Genomic DNA, 12980 nt, shown 5'->3' with positions numbered 1-12980 from the left:
CGGCAGCCGATGCGGATTCCGCTGCCGAGTTCCACCAACCGCTTTTCCACCTGCGAACCGTGGCCGCGCCCCAATGGATCGTCGGGGTTGTACGAAGAGGGATTGCCCGGTTTTTGTTGGTACCTCACGGCTCCGGCTCGTATCCGATGAGCCAGTGCAGCCCATGGCGGTCGATGATCTGGCCGTCGGATGCTCCCCAGGGCTTGGGGGAAAGCGGATCGAGCACCTTCCCGTCAACCGCGAGCTTGTCGAACCACCCGTGGAGGATGGCCGGTTCGGCGGTCCCCAGCAACGAGAGCATGAGCCCTTCGAACCGGACGCTCTTGCCGCCCTCGGCGGCATCCGATCCCGCCAACGCCACCAGGCCGTCGAGGACTCCATGGGCTATGGCCTCCGGGGGACCGTCCTTCCGGCCAAATTCTTCATAGGTGTACAGGGAGAGTTTTCCGCCGAATACCTCCGCATAGAAGCCGAGCGCCTCGCGCGCCGTGCCGGGGAAGCTGACATAGATCTGGGGAGCGGTCATGTGCACAGCCTACGAAAAAGGTTCTCCGGCCGCCATGGTTCGCAGCCGGGCATCGATCCTACCGGTCGCGGTCCGCAGCGGATCCGCCCAGCATCCGGCTTGCCAGGTCCTGGTGGGCCAGGCGCCGCATCGCGGCCAGGATCGGTTCGTAGACCGCGGTGCCGAGCACCGAGTACTCCACGGCCCGGGGCGTGTCGGCGCCGGGCAGCTGGGCCAGGTCGATCTCGGCGATCGCCATGATGTGCCGCGCATAGCCGCGCAGCCGTTCGCGCCCCATCGGCAGGCCGACGGACTCTGCGGCGGCGAGCCCGCGTTCGAGTTGGGCCACCGCCGCGTAGCCGGGGTCGTAGAGCTGGCCGATCTCCTCCAGCGCCGCCCGCGCCCGCGGATAGTCGCCGTCCGGGTCCGCCTCCACGGCGGGCGGAAGCACTTCGATCGCGCGTCCCAGGGTGCCGAAACGGTCGGCCTCCGGTTCGTCGATGAGGCCGACGATGGTCCGCACGCCCGCGATCGGCAGGCCCACGACCTCCGTGAGCGCGCGGATCAGCGCCAGCCGGCGCACGTGCTCCTCGCCGTAGTCTGCCATGGTCGCACCGACCGTCTCCCCCGGGGCCAGCAGGCCCTCGCGCAGGTAGTACTTCACGGTCGCCAGCGGCATCCCGGACCGCTTCAGAAGTTCGGACATCCGCATGGCGCAACCCCTTGTATTGGATAGTTTTCGTATCTACCTTGGATAGTACAGCTATCCAATCGGGTTCGAAAGGAATCACCCCATGGAACCGAGCACGCTGGTCCTCGCCGGAATCCTGCTTCTGGCGCTCATTACGGTCGAATCGGGAGGCGCCTTCCTCGTCCGCGTCGCCGCCGGCGGGGTTCCCGCCAACGACCTGCAAAAATCCTGGTACCGGGCGGGGCACGCCCATGCCGCGGTCCTGCTGGTCCTGTCCCTCGCGATCCTCGCCTTCGCCGACCATCTCGACGTCCCGGCCTGGGTCGACTGGATCGCCCGCTCGGGTGTCCCGGTCGCGGCAATCCTCATGCCCGCCGGGTTCTTCCTCTCGGTGGCCGGGAAGAATCCCGCGAAGCCGAACCGGCTCTCGCTGCTGATCGGCCTCGGCGCAGCGTCGCTCACCGCGGGCCTGCTGGCCGCCGGGATCGGGGCCATCGCAACCGGGGCCGGGAACGCCTGAGGGAACGCTGAAGGCCGACCACTCCCCCAACTCACCGGGGTGCGGGCGGTTTGTTCCCGGGCATTCGACTGGGCGGATTGACTACTTCTCCACAACCCTGCAGGCCACGGGTCCACCGACCCGCGGATCGGTCCATGCTGGGATTCCCGCACCGAATCCCCAAGGATGGACATGACCACGACGAGCAAGCAATTGCGCCGCAAGCACCGCAAATCACCGAAGCCACGGCAGCAAGGCCACCACCCGTCGCGCGCCTCGGGACTGGAACGGCTTCACGCCCTGGAACCTGCCTACATCGCCTGGAGATCCCGCACCGTGACGCACGGCCGGGCCCACGAAGACTGGGCAGGGCTGCTTGTGCTGCTGGAGTCCTACGCCAAAATCGGGCCATTCAACGCACCCGACGCCCTGGTCCCGCGACACTTCTCTTTGATGCTGAACACCATGCGCCGCTTACCCGGCGTCGTGGCCGGCCAGGCCATGGACCGATTGGATGGCTACCTTCACTTCCTGAAGGACAACGGCCGCTGGCATCGCGGGGACGAGGTGTTCGACTTGTTGCATATGCTGGTGCTGATTCGCGTTCCCGGCCGGGCGCATCGAAGCACACCCCACGAATGCCCCTACGACATCGCACTGCCCCACGGGCAGGGCATAGCGCTCGTGCAGTGGGCCGCCTTCCTGCTTGACGGGATGCTCGAGGGAAGGTTTAGCCCCCGCGCCGTCGAGTCACTCGCGTTTCCTGTCGCGGACCCTGAGGGCCCCGTCCTGCTGGCGCCGGGACTCCACCCGCTTCCGCTCTCGAGGTTTCTGGACCTTTACGCCGCCATGGGCGAAGCCGATCTCTTCGAAACCGCTGGGGACGAAGCCCCCGGGGACGTGGACGAATATGTCGAAGAAGCGTGGGAGAACAACGGCGAACCCTATCCCACGCATTCGGGGATGGCCCTGCTGCAGGACGATCATCCCCGAAACCACGATGCCATCCGCAGCCTACTGACTGCCTACCTGCGAATCCTGGCCATGGCGGATGCCACACCCGCATCCGGCATGGCAGGGCTGCGGCGGGCCCACAGGTTCATGTCTGTGCTCGCTGACGTGGCCACCGAATCATCCACTGCCAAGGCCCACGGGGAAACCAACTTGCTGAGTCTCGGACAGGACATCCAGGACCGGCTGGCGGACCGTTTCGGGGAAATATCCGACGCCATCCTCGCTTGTCTGGAGCCCGGAGTCGTGGAATACACCGCCGGAACCCTCGTCGCCCAGTCCGTGGTCCGCGAGGCCATCAAGGATCTGCACGATGAGTATGTTGGTTGAACGTCTGGGCCTGCCCACTGGACTCTGGACACTCCACGACCTGAAACTGGGCAGGAACCCGGCGGCTGTTCTGTTTTCCGACACCGCTCCCCGGCGCTGCCTTCAGCGGGGCCCGTCAGCCCATGCGTGGGCCCGGAATCCGGCGGAGCCCTAAGGAATCCCGCGAGCGCAGTGCGTCCGCGCAATGAAGCTTCGCTGGCAGCAACGCCGTCAGGCCACGGACTCGAAGCGGAACCTGAGCCCCAGGGCGTTGACGACCTTGACGATGGTGGCGAAACTCGGGTTGCCGTCGGCCGAAAGCGCCTTGTACAGACCTTCACGGCTCATCCCGACGCGGCGTGCCAATTCGCTGAGGTTGCCGGAACGTGCGATTGTGCCAAGCGCCTGCGCGACCATCGCGGGGTCACCGCTCTCTTCAAACACCGCCTCGAGGTAAGCCGCAGCGTCCCCTAGATCGTTGAGGTAATCCGCACCGTCATAGCGGCTAAAGCTTTCAGTTGTCTTACCCATTGCTTTTCCATTCGTCGGCGATTCTGTGCGCTTCCTTGATATCGCTCCGCTGACTTGATTTGTTGCCTCCACAGAGCAACAAGACCAATCGATCGCCATCCTGGAGGTAATACACCCGGTACCCCGGCCCAACATCAATCCGCAGTTCCGAGATCCCCCGCCCGACAGACTTCACGTCACCCGGATTTCCCGCGGCCAGGCGATCGATCCTTGCCGTGATGCGGGCAGCAGCGCGACGGTCCTTCAGACCGGATCGCCACTTGTCGAATGTCTCACTCTAGAGAATCTCGATCACATGTCAACTGTAGTTCTCATATTATCTCGGAGGCAACGGTTCTCACGCTCCAAGTTCCGCTTCTATCCATGTTGTTTTTCTTCGGTTGCAGCCAGCCCAGGAATCAGGCCGTGGCATTCTGGACCGCAACTTCGGGATACGCAGCCGGCAGGTCCGTCGGGTTCGCTGTCGGCGCTGAATACCTCCGCCAAAAGAAGCACCAGGAACCTACAAAAGCACTCCGACCCGTTGAACTAAAGACAGCAGGGGGCCGGCATGCCCACCACATACGTGGTGAACGAATGCCGACCCCCTACCGGATCAGATGTTGCGTATGTTAGCGCTGCACGGCGCCGAAGCGGTCGGCCGCCAGTGCAACCGCGGCGGCACGCGCCTCGGATGCCTCATCGGCGGTCAGCGTGCGGTCGTTGGCACGGAAGCGCAGGCCGAAGGCCAGCGACTTCTTGCCCTCCGGAATGCCGGTGCCGGAGTACACGTCGAAGAGCGCGAGGTCCTCGAGCAGTTCGCCGGCGCCTTCGCGCAGGGTCTCGAGCACCTCGGCCGCGACCACGCTGGAGTCAACCACCAGGGCCACGTCCTGGGTGGAGATCGGGAAGGTGGAGATCTCCTTGGCCACGATCACGTCTGCAGCGGCCTCGAAGAGCTCGTCCGCGTTGATTTCCATCGCGACGGTGCGCTCGGGCAGGTCCAGCTCGGCCAGCAGCTTCGGGTGCAGCTCGCCGGCGTAGCCGACGTGCGTGCCGTTGCGCAGCGCCAGGGCGGCGGTGCGGCCGGGGTGGAACGCCTGGTGCGAACCCTGGGAGACGACGACCTCGACGCCCAGCACGTCGCCGACCAGCTTGGCGGCATCCAGCGCATCGGCCCAGTCGTAGACGCGCGGGGTGTGCGCGGCGGCTACCGGCGAATCGTGCCCGGTCAGCACGGCGGCAATGTGCGTCGGCTGGTGCGGCAGGCCGTTGTACAGGGCCTCGAGCTCCTCCTCGGAGGGGCGTGCCCCCAGCGGCGGGATCGTGGCGGTGCCCAGGGTGTCGCCCGGCAGGAAGACCTGGCCGGCCTCGTACAGGGCCAGGTCGCGGAAGCCGCGGCCGTGGTTGCGCCGGGCAATGCCCAGCAGGCCCGGCAGGATCGAGGTGCGCATGAACCCGAATTCGCTGGACATGGGGTTGTTCAGCTTGACGGCCTTCACCTCCCCGGCCTCGGCGGCACCGAAGGTGTTGTTCTGCACCTTGGTGACGAACGGGTAGGACAGCACCTCGGTGAGCCCGGCGTCGGCCAGGGCCGCGACGACGCGGCGGCGCTGGCCCTGCACGCGGCTCAGGCCGCGGCCCGGAGGGGCGGTGGGCAGCGTCGCCGGAATCAGGTGGTAGCCGACCAGGCGGGCGATTTCCTCCACCAGGTCCTGCTTGGTGGAAAGGTCCGGGCGCCAGGACGGCGCGGTGACCCGGTAGCCGCCGGCGACGTTCTCGATCGTCGCACCGATCTCGCCCAGGGCCCAGGTGATCTGTTCCTCGGTGTAGTCGATGCCGATCAGTGCCGAGGCGAACCCGGCCGGCAGGTCGATGACCACGGCTTCGGGTGCGGTGCCCTCGTCGGTGATCTCGGTGGTGGCGGTGCCGCCGGCCAGCAGGACCAGCAGGTCCACGGCGCGCTGGGCGGCAACGTCGGCGATGTTCCAGTCCACTCCGCGCTCGAAGCGCTTCGAGGCCTCCGAGGGCAGCTTGTGCCGGCGGCGCGAGCGGGCAATGGAGATCGGCTCGAAGTGTGCGGCCTCGATGAGCACGGTGCGTGTCGAGTCGGAGACCTCGGTGGCCGATCCGCCCATGACCCCGGCAATGCCGATGGCACCGGATTCGTCGGTGATCAAAAGGTCCTCGGCGTGGAGCTTGCGCTCCTTGGCGTCCAGGGTCTTCAGCGTCTCGTCCGGGTTGGCGCGGCGCACCGTGATGGCGCCGGTGAGCTTGTCCGCGTCGTAGAAGTGCAGCGGCTGGCCGAGCTCGAGCATCACGTAGTTGGAGATGTCCACGACCAGGGAGATCGAGCGCATCCCGGCCAGGTTCAGCCGGCTGGCCATCCACGGCGGGGTGGGCAGTGCCGGGTTCACGTTGGTGACCTTGCGGGTGAGGAACCTGTCGCAGCCGTCCTTGCCGTAGATGCCGGCGGCATCGGACAGCTTGACCTCGTGGCCCGGGGCGGTTGCCTCGTCCACCGCGACCAGCGATGCCGGGTCGGTGTAGGGGGTGCCGGTGGCGTGCGCGTATTCGCGTGCCACGCCGCGGATCGAGAACGCGTAGGAGCGGTCGGGGGTAACGTTGATTTCGGCGGCCTGGTCGTAGAGGCCGAGCAGTTCCATCGCGTCGGCGCCGATCTCCGGGTCAAGGCCCAGACGGGAGAGCACGATGATGCCGTCGTGGTCGTCCCCGATACCCAGCTCGCGGGAGGAGGCGATCATGCCGGCCGAGAGATGGCCGTAGGTCTTCCGGGCGCTGATGGCGAAGTTGCCCGGCAGCACGGCGCCGGGAAGGGTGACCACGACCTTGTCGCCCTCGACGAAGTTGTGCGCTCCGCAGATGATGCCCTGCACGCCGCTCGGGTCGATGCCCTCGAACGCCAGGGTCTGGGGCTGGCCCTCGGGCACGACGCGGACCTGGCACCAGTTGATGGTCTTGCCGTTGGTCTGCTCCTCCTTGACGATGGAGAGCACCTGCCCGACCACGATGGGGCCGGAGATCTCGTCGGCGGGACGGTGCACGTCCTCTTCCTCGAGGCCCACCTTGACCAGTTCGGCCATGACGTCTTCGGCCGAGGCATCGGCCGGTACCTGCGCGTATTCGCGCAGCCATGAAAGGGGAATACGCATAACTTAGATCTCCATCCCGAAGTGCTCGCTGAAGCGGATATCGCCCTCGATCATGTCGTGCATGTCGGGGACCTCGTTGCGGAACATGAGCGTGCGCTCCACGCCCATGCCGAAGGCGAACCCGGAGTATTCCTCCGGGTCGATGCCCGCGGCGCGCAACACGTTGGGGTTGACCATGCCGCAGCCGCCCCACTCGATCCAGCGCGGCCCGCCCTTGGCACCCGGGTGCCAGATGTCCAGCTCGGCGCTGGGCTCGGTGAACGGGAAGAAGTTCGGGCGCAGGCGGATGGAGGCGTCCTCGCCGAACATCTGCCGGGCGAAGTGCTCCAGGGTGCCGCGCAAGTCGGCCATGGTCAGGTTCCTGTCGATGGCCAGGCCCTCGAACTGGTGGAACACCGGGGTGTGGGTGGCGTCCAGCTCATCGGTGCGGTACACGCGTCCCGGGCACAAGACGTAGATCGGCAGTTCGCGCTCGAGCATGGAGCGGACCTGCACCGGGGAGGTGTGGGTGCGCAGCAAAAGGTGAGAATCCACCGGATCGATGAAGAAGGTGTCCTGCATTTCGCGGGCCGGGTGGTCGGGCGCGAAGTTCAGCGCGTCGAAGTTGAACCACTCGGACTCGATCTCCGGGCCCTCGGCGATTTCCCAGCCCATGCCCACGAAGATGTCGGACACGCGGTCCTGCAGCGTGGACAGCGGGTGGCGCGCACCTGCGCGGCGGCGGCGCGGGGCCGCGGTGACGTCCACGGTTTCCTCGACGAGGATGCGGGCGGCGTCCTCGGCCTCCAGGACGGCGGTGCGTCCGGCGAGCGCCTTGTTCACCCGGCCGCGGGAGGCGCCAAGGAGCTTGCCGGCGACTGCCTTCTCGGACTTGTCGAGGCGGCCGATTTCACGGTTGGCCAGCGACAGCGGGGACTTTTCCCCGGTGTGCGCCAGGCGGGCAGCCTTCAGCTCGTCCAGGTTCTGCGCGGCGGCAAAGGCGGCCAGGGCAGCTTGCACCGCAATGTCGATGCCGGCCTCGTCGGTGGGATGCGGGACGACCGGCGCATGGGCGTCATTGGCGTCCATTTCCGGGCTCGTGGGTTCAGACATGGGGTTCTACGGCCCTTTTCACTGTTGATTGTGTCTCTGGTTCTGCATCCCATTCTAGGTGCACCGCCCCGCGGGCCGGGAATCGCGACTCGGCCCCCCGCGGCCCCGCGGTTGTGGACAGCGCGGGAGGCTTGGGCAATAGTTAGTCCCATGTCGCGAGTTATTCGAACTTTTGCCCTGCCTGCCGCCGCCTTGTTGATGATCGGCTCCCTGGGGGCCTGCTCCGCGCCGCCCTCGCCGAATGCCACGGCCGAACTCCTGGCCGGTTCGCTGCAGGGCCTGGACCTTGCCTCCGTCCCGCTGGCCGGCCAGGACGCCGCCACCGCGGGTGCCGAACTGTCCGAGACGCTCAAGCCGCTGGAGTCGATCCCGCGCACCGTCACCCTGGCCTCGGTCACCGAGGACGAAGGGTCCGAGGGCCCCAAGACCGCCACCGCCGTCTACAACACGGTGTGGGACATCGATTCAACCGACACCGACTGGACCTACCAGACCCAGGCGACGCTGGAACTCGATGACCAGACCAAGACCTGGGCGGTGCGCTACTCCCCCGCCCTGGCAGTGCCGGGACTGGAGGCCGGCCAGTACGTTGCCAAGCGCAGCGCCCCGGCCAAGCGCGGGGAGATCCTGGGCAACAAGGCCCAGACCCTGGTGACCGACCGGCCGGTGCTGCGCATCGGGATCAACAAGGAAGCGATCGGCGAAGAGGCCTGGGAGGGCTCGGCAACCAAGCTGGCCAAGGTGCTGGACATCGACGCCGAACCGTACGCCAAGAGCGTTGCCGCCGCCGGCCCGCGTGCCTTCGTCCAGGCCATCACGCTGCGCGACGACATCAACCGCACCGTCACCGACGAGCAGCTCGAGGCCATTCCCGGGGTCCTGGCCCAACCGGGCTCCCAGCCGCTTGCCCCCAGCAGGAGTTTTGCCCGGGCGATCCTGGGATCGGTGGGCGAGGCCACGGCGGAAATCGTCGCCGAATCCAAGGGCAGCATCGGCGCCGGGGACCAGGTCGGGCTCTCGGGCCTGCAAAAGGCCTACCAGGACGAGCTGGCAGGCACCAAGGGCTACAGCATCAACATCTACGACAAGGACCGGGCCGAGGTCTCGACCCTGGTGTCGCGGGAAGCGGTGGACGGCCAGGACGTGAAGACCACCCTCGACCGCGACCTGCAGACCCTTGCCGAGTCGCTGATTGCCGATTCGGACAGCGACAGCGCCCTGGTCGCCATCCGCCCCTCCGACGGGGCGATCCTCGCCGCCGCCGCCGGGCCCACCGACAACGCACAGAACACCGCGCTGCTGGGCAAGTACGCCCCCGGCTCCACGTTCAAGGTCGTCACTGCGCTGGCCATGCTCCGCTCCGGGGACACCCCGGCGACGAGCGTGGAGTGCCCGGCCACCATGACGGTGGATGGCAAGGCGTTCAAGAACTACGACGGCTACCCCTCCAGTGCGTTGGGAAGCATCCCGCTCTCCGAGGCGGTGGCACAGTCCTGCAACACCGTCTTCCTCGAGGGTGCCTCGAAGGTCAAGGCGCCGGCCCTCGCCGATGCTGCGGCCTCCCTGGGGCTGAACCTGAGCCCCTCCACGGGCGCCGCCTCGTTCCTGGGCTCGGTCCCGGAGGACTCCACCGGCACCGAGCTGGCGGCCAACGGCATCGGACAGGGTGTCGTCGAGGCCTCGGCGCTGGGCATGGCCACGGTGGCTGCCTCGGTCAAGAACGGCGCCACCGTCAGCCCCCACCTGGTGGCCAGCCCCAAGCCCGACGCCGCACCGAAGCCCAAGAACCCGTTGACGGCGGCCGAGGCCAAGGCGCTTTCGGGCATGATGGCGCAGGTGGTTGACCACGGCACCCTGAAGGACCTCAAGAACGTCCCCGGACCCGTGATCATCGGCAAGAGCGGCACGGCCGAATACGACGCCGAGCGCAACGCCCACGCGTGGACCATCGCCGCCCAGGGCGACCTTGCGGTGGCGGTGTTCGTGGGCGACGGCAGCGGCGGGGCGCAGACCGCCGGACCCATCCTTGCCGAATTCCTGACCGAGGCACAGTAGCCGCCGCTCCCCTCCCGGCCGACATGCCAAAGGGACCGCCAAGCCCGGGTTCATCCCGGTCTGGCGGTCCCTTTGTCGTTATCCGGCCGAACCGCGTGGTTCGGCGTCCTGCGGTGTTAGGCGTGCACGTTTTCGGTTTCCTCGGCGCGGCGCATCGTGGCGACCGCGACGACGGCGCCCAGCAGGCCAAGCGCACCGAAGCCGAGGGAAAGGTACATCGCCGAGTTGTCCTTGGGCTTGGCCACGGCGGTCATCTCGCCGCTGGACTCGCGCATGTCGAAGCTCACGGTATTGCCCTCGATGTGCGCCCCGGCGCTGGCGCTCGTGACCTCGCCCGGGAAGGTGACCGTCATCGTGGCTTCGCTCAGGGACGAGGTGTCGGTCCCGGCAAGACCCTGGGCCGAGAAGTGGTACATCTCCCCGCTGTAGTCGACGTCGATCTTCGGGCCCAGCTTGCCGGAGATGTCGCTGATCTCGGTCAGCGACTTGTCCGCGACGGTGAAGGTGTAGCCCCGGAAGTTGTCCTGGTCGTAGGGCGTCTTCTCAGCTTCCTCCGGCATGCTCTGGAAGAACTCGTCCTCGGTCATTCCCATCTGGGCCAGCAGTTCGTCGGTGCCCACGTCTCCGGCAACGCCCTTGTCGAAGGCCATCACCATCTCCAGCGTTGCTTCCTCCGGGCTCGAGATGACCAGGTCGGCCTCCATCTTCACGCAACCGGTCAGGCTCAACACCAGCGCGACCATGACACCAATGACGGATACGGTCTTCTTCATGAATTCTCCTCCACGTGCGGGGCATTGATCGGCGACGGTGCTCCCGGTTCACCCTTCAACACTAGTGGGTGGGTCGCCCGGGCCAAGAATTGTTCCTTCGGCCTCGGGCCCCCATTGCCGGCCCCCCGGGCCTACACTTGGGAACCATGAACACCTGGGAGCGCACCCGCGAGGTCGCCAATTGGCTGAATTTGAGCACCATCAGTGGACTGGCGCTGGCAGCCGCCAGCGGATGCAGCATCTCGCGCGGGGCGCGGGGAATCCTCTACGCGCGAAACTACACCCCGGCGCTCCCCAAGGCAGGGGCATTCACCGTGGGAAACGTCGTCTTTTTTCGTCCTTCGCTCAGCGGCCAGGTCCTGCACCCGCAGTTGCTCTCCCATGAGGAGACGCATTGCACGCAATATGCCCTGTGCCTGGGATTGCCCTTCCTCCCCCTGTATTTTGCGGCCGCCGGCTATTCGTGGCTGCGCACCGCGGACCCTGCCTCGAGGAACTTTTTTGAGCGCGCTGCCAACCTGCAGGCCGGCGGTTACCGGGAAAGGCCCGTCCGCAAGCTGTTGCCCGTGCTGGCAGCCGGCCTGCGCCGCGGGCTCCGCGGAACCCCGGCAGGTGCACGCCCGGTTGACGGGCCCGCGGCATGAACCGCCCGGCCGCCATCACGGTGCACGGGACCGCATCCGCGCCGGCCGTCCCCGATGTCATGGCAATCTCCCTGACCATCCACCTGCACCACGGGCAGGCGGCGGAGGCCTTTGATCTTGCCGCCGTCCGGGCGCGGGAGGTCATCGCGGCGGTATTGGTCGCGGCACCCGGGGCAAACCTGGCAACCACGGGAATCGGGCTCATGGCCAGGACCTCCTGGCGGAACGAGGAATCCGTGGCCGACGGCTACGACGCGGAAACGACCATCGAGGCCCGGGAGCTGGCGGTGGACGCGGTCACCTGGGTGCTGGCGGCCGCCGTTGCCGCAGGCGGGGATGCACTGCGGATCCATTCGCTGCGGGCGGAGGTATCCGATCCCGGCACCGCGTTGAAGGCCGCCCGGGAATCGGCCTTCGCCGATGCACGCTCCAAGGCCGCGCACCTGGCCGCGCTTGCCGGCGCGCGCCTCGGGGCCGCGCTGCTGATCCGCGAAGTGGGCGACGCACCCGTGGAGCCGCTGCAACGTGCCAAGGCCGTCGCGTTGGCCGCCGAGTCGATGCCGGTGGTTGCCGGCCGGCGGGAGCTTTCGGTGACGCTTGAGGTGCAGTGGGAACTGCTCACCCGGGACAGCGGCCCCGCCGCGGGATCCTAGTATTCGGTGCCCGCGGCCAGGGCCGGTTCGGGGCCTGGGTCCAGCGCCAGCCGTGCCAGGGCGGCCACCGCGCGTGCATGGTGCCCGATCCCCGGGTCCGCGTCGCGCATCGGGGGAACATGGACGAACCCGGCGCTGACCCCCGGCACCGCATGGGTGTGGTGCATCAGGGCGTAGAACACCTGGTTGCAGACGAAGGTCCCGGCGGAATAGGAGATCTCGGCAGCGACATGGCCGTTTCCGGCGGCCGGGTCCCGCAATGCCTGCAGGGCTGCCTTCAGCGGAAGGCCGGAGAAGTACGCTGCAGGCCCGCCGGCAACGACCGGCAGGTCGATGGGTTGTTTCCCGGCGTTGTCGGCGATGCGGGCGTCCAGGTGGTTGATCGCCACCTTTTCCAGGCCCAGGGTGCTGCGCCCCGCGGCCAGCCCGAGGGCGATCACCACGTGCGGCCGCCGGGCGGCCAGGAGGCCTTCGAGCACTGCCGGGGCGGTGGCGAAGACGCAGGGCAGTTCCGCGGCCGCGGCCCGGAGGCCCTGTTCTTCGAGGATCAGCGCGGCTTCCCGCGCGACGGCGAGGGAGGAGTTGGACTCCGCCCCGCCGAACGGTTCAAATCCGGTCAGCAGGATCACCGGGTGGCACCGGCCAGGGTCTCCGCAAGCACCGCGCGGACGATGGGCAGGTCGGCAGGGATCCAGGCCAGGGCCTCGAGGGCCCCGCGTTCCAGGTCAACCCAGGCGAGCTGGTCGTGGTCCTCGAGCGTCTCCGGGGTGCCGCCGGTGATCTCGGCAAACCAGACGCGCATCGCCGCACGATCGTTGAGCACCCAACCTTCGGGCACGGGACCGAAGACCTCGCTGCCCAGGGCCACCTCGACACCGAGCTCCTCGGCCAGTTCGCGCCTCACGCCCTCTTCACAGCTCTCGTCCGGCTCGAGCTTCCCGCCGGGGAACTCCCACAAGCCTGCGAGTTCCGGCGGGGCGGTGCGCCGTGCGGCAAGCAGCCGGCGCGGGGAGGAAAGGGAGTCCAGGATCGCGGCGGCGACGATCTGCTTGTAGGCCATCGCCA

General features: G+C 67.7%; 13 protein-coding genes and 1 pseudogene. 5 read left to right on the top strand and 9 right to left on the bottom strand.

The features are described 5' to 3' along the window. Window positions 1–124 precede the first annotated feature (124 nt). Both AC6CHY_RS06480 and AC6CHY_RS06475 read right to left on the bottom strand, forming a co-directional pair. A complete protein-coding gene (locus AC6CHY_RS06480; protein WP_498226145.1) occupies window positions 125–526 on the bottom strand; it encodes a VOC family protein in 402 nt (133 codons plus the stop codon). Window positions 527–584: 58 nt separating this feature from the next. Then, window positions 585–1211, bottom strand: a complete 627-nt coding sequence (locus AC6CHY_RS06475) for a MerR family transcriptional regulator (protein ID WP_498226143.1) — start codon at window positions 1209–1211, stop codon at window positions 585–587. Window positions 1212–1299: 88 nt separating this feature from the next. On the opposite strand from AC6CHY_RS06475, the gene AC6CHY_RS06470 reads away from it, so the two are divergent. Next, the gene (locus AC6CHY_RS06470) at window positions 1300–1716 is read left to right on the top strand and encodes a hypothetical protein (protein WP_498226141.1); all 417 of its coding nucleotides are present in this window, start codon (window positions 1300–1302) and stop codon (window positions 1714–1716) included. Between the two features lie 171 nt (window positions 1717–1887). After that, window positions 1888–3036: a hypothetical protein gene (locus AC6CHY_RS06465; protein ID WP_498226139.1), complete on the top strand. Its 1149-nt coding sequence runs from the start codon at window positions 1888–1890 to the stop codon at window positions 3034–3036. 210 nt (window positions 3037–3246) lie between these two features. On the opposite strand, the gene AC6CHY_RS06460 is transcribed toward AC6CHY_RS06465, so the two are convergent. The 4 genes and pseudogenes from AC6CHY_RS06460 to pheS all read right to left on the bottom strand — a co-directional run bounded on the left by AC6CHY_RS06460 (window position 3247) and on the right by pheS (window position 7790). Further along, window positions 3247–3546 (bottom strand): addiction module antidote protein, encoded by a 300-nt coding sequence (locus tag AC6CHY_RS06460; RefSeq protein ID WP_217390576.1) that lies wholly within the window; start codon window positions 3544–3546, stop codon window positions 3247–3249. Then, window positions 3539–3808 (bottom strand): annotated as a pseudogene (locus AC6CHY_RS06455) (type II toxin-antitoxin system RelE/ParE family toxin); the annotation flags it as partial. The gene AC6CHY_RS06460 and the pseudogene AC6CHY_RS06455, both read right to left, overlap by 8 nt. 349 nt (window positions 3809–4157) lie before the next feature. Continuing rightward, the gene (pheT, locus tag AC6CHY_RS06450; RefSeq protein ID WP_498226137.1) at window positions 4158–6698 is read right to left on the bottom strand and encodes a phenylalanine--tRNA ligase subunit beta; all 2541 of its coding nucleotides are present in this window, start codon (window positions 6696–6698) and stop codon (window positions 4158–4160) included. Between the two features lie 3 nt (window positions 6699–6701). Beyond that, the gene (gene pheS, locus AC6CHY_RS06445; RefSeq protein WP_418888850.1) at window positions 6702–7790 is read right to left on the bottom strand and encodes a phenylalanine--tRNA ligase subunit alpha; all 1089 of its coding nucleotides are present in this window, start codon (window positions 7788–7790) and stop codon (window positions 6702–6704) included. A 150-nt stretch (window positions 7791–7940) separates the two neighbouring features. On the opposite strand from pheS, the gene AC6CHY_RS06440 reads away from it, so the two are divergent. Beyond that, the gene (locus AC6CHY_RS06440; protein WP_498226135.1) at window positions 7941–9845 is read left to right on the top strand and encodes a penicillin-binding transpeptidase domain-containing protein; all 1905 of its coding nucleotides are present in this window, start codon (window positions 7941–7943) and stop codon (window positions 9843–9845) included. 116 nt (window positions 9846–9961) lie between these two features. Here the strand turns inward: AC6CHY_RS06440 and AC6CHY_RS06435 are convergent, their stop codons facing one another. After that, window positions 9962–10618, bottom strand: coding sequence for an LppM family (lipo)protein (locus tag AC6CHY_RS06435; protein WP_217390573.1), 657 nt, complete (start codon window positions 10616–10618; stop codon window positions 9962–9964). 146 nt (window positions 10619–10764) lie between these two features. Between AC6CHY_RS06435 and AC6CHY_RS06430 the strand changes: the two genes are divergently transcribed. Both AC6CHY_RS06430 and AC6CHY_RS06425 read left to right on the top strand, forming a co-directional pair. After that, window positions 10765–11262, top strand: a complete 498-nt coding sequence (locus AC6CHY_RS06430) for a hypothetical protein (protein WP_217390572.1) — start codon at window positions 10765–10767, stop codon at window positions 11260–11262. After that, window positions 11259–11915: an SIMPL domain-containing protein gene (locus tag AC6CHY_RS06425; protein WP_217390571.1), complete on the top strand. Its 657-nt coding sequence runs from the start codon at window positions 11259–11261 to the stop codon at window positions 11913–11915. Before AC6CHY_RS06430 ends, AC6CHY_RS06425 begins: the two co-directional genes overlap by 4 nt. Here the strand turns inward: AC6CHY_RS06425 and AC6CHY_RS06420 are convergent. Next, window positions 11912–12544 (bottom strand): pyroglutamyl-peptidase I, encoded by a 633-nt coding sequence (locus AC6CHY_RS06420; RefSeq protein ID WP_217390570.1) that lies wholly within the window; start codon window positions 12542–12544, stop codon window positions 11912–11914. The two genes, AC6CHY_RS06425 and AC6CHY_RS06420, sit on opposite strands and share 4 nt — an antisense overlap. After that, window positions 12541–12975: a (deoxy)nucleoside triphosphate pyrophosphohydrolase gene (locus AC6CHY_RS06415; protein ID WP_217390569.1), complete on the bottom strand. Its 435-nt coding sequence runs from the start codon at window positions 12973–12975 to the stop codon at window positions 12541–12543. The genes AC6CHY_RS06420 and AC6CHY_RS06415 overlap by 4 nt, the downstream gene beginning before the upstream one ends. Window positions 12976–12980: the final 5 nt, after the last annotated feature.

This window comes from Paeniglutamicibacter sp. GQ140, assembly GCF_059759235.1.
The sequence above is the reverse complement of the archived record's forward strand: the minus strand, read 5'-3'. Positions and strand labels throughout refer to the sequence as shown.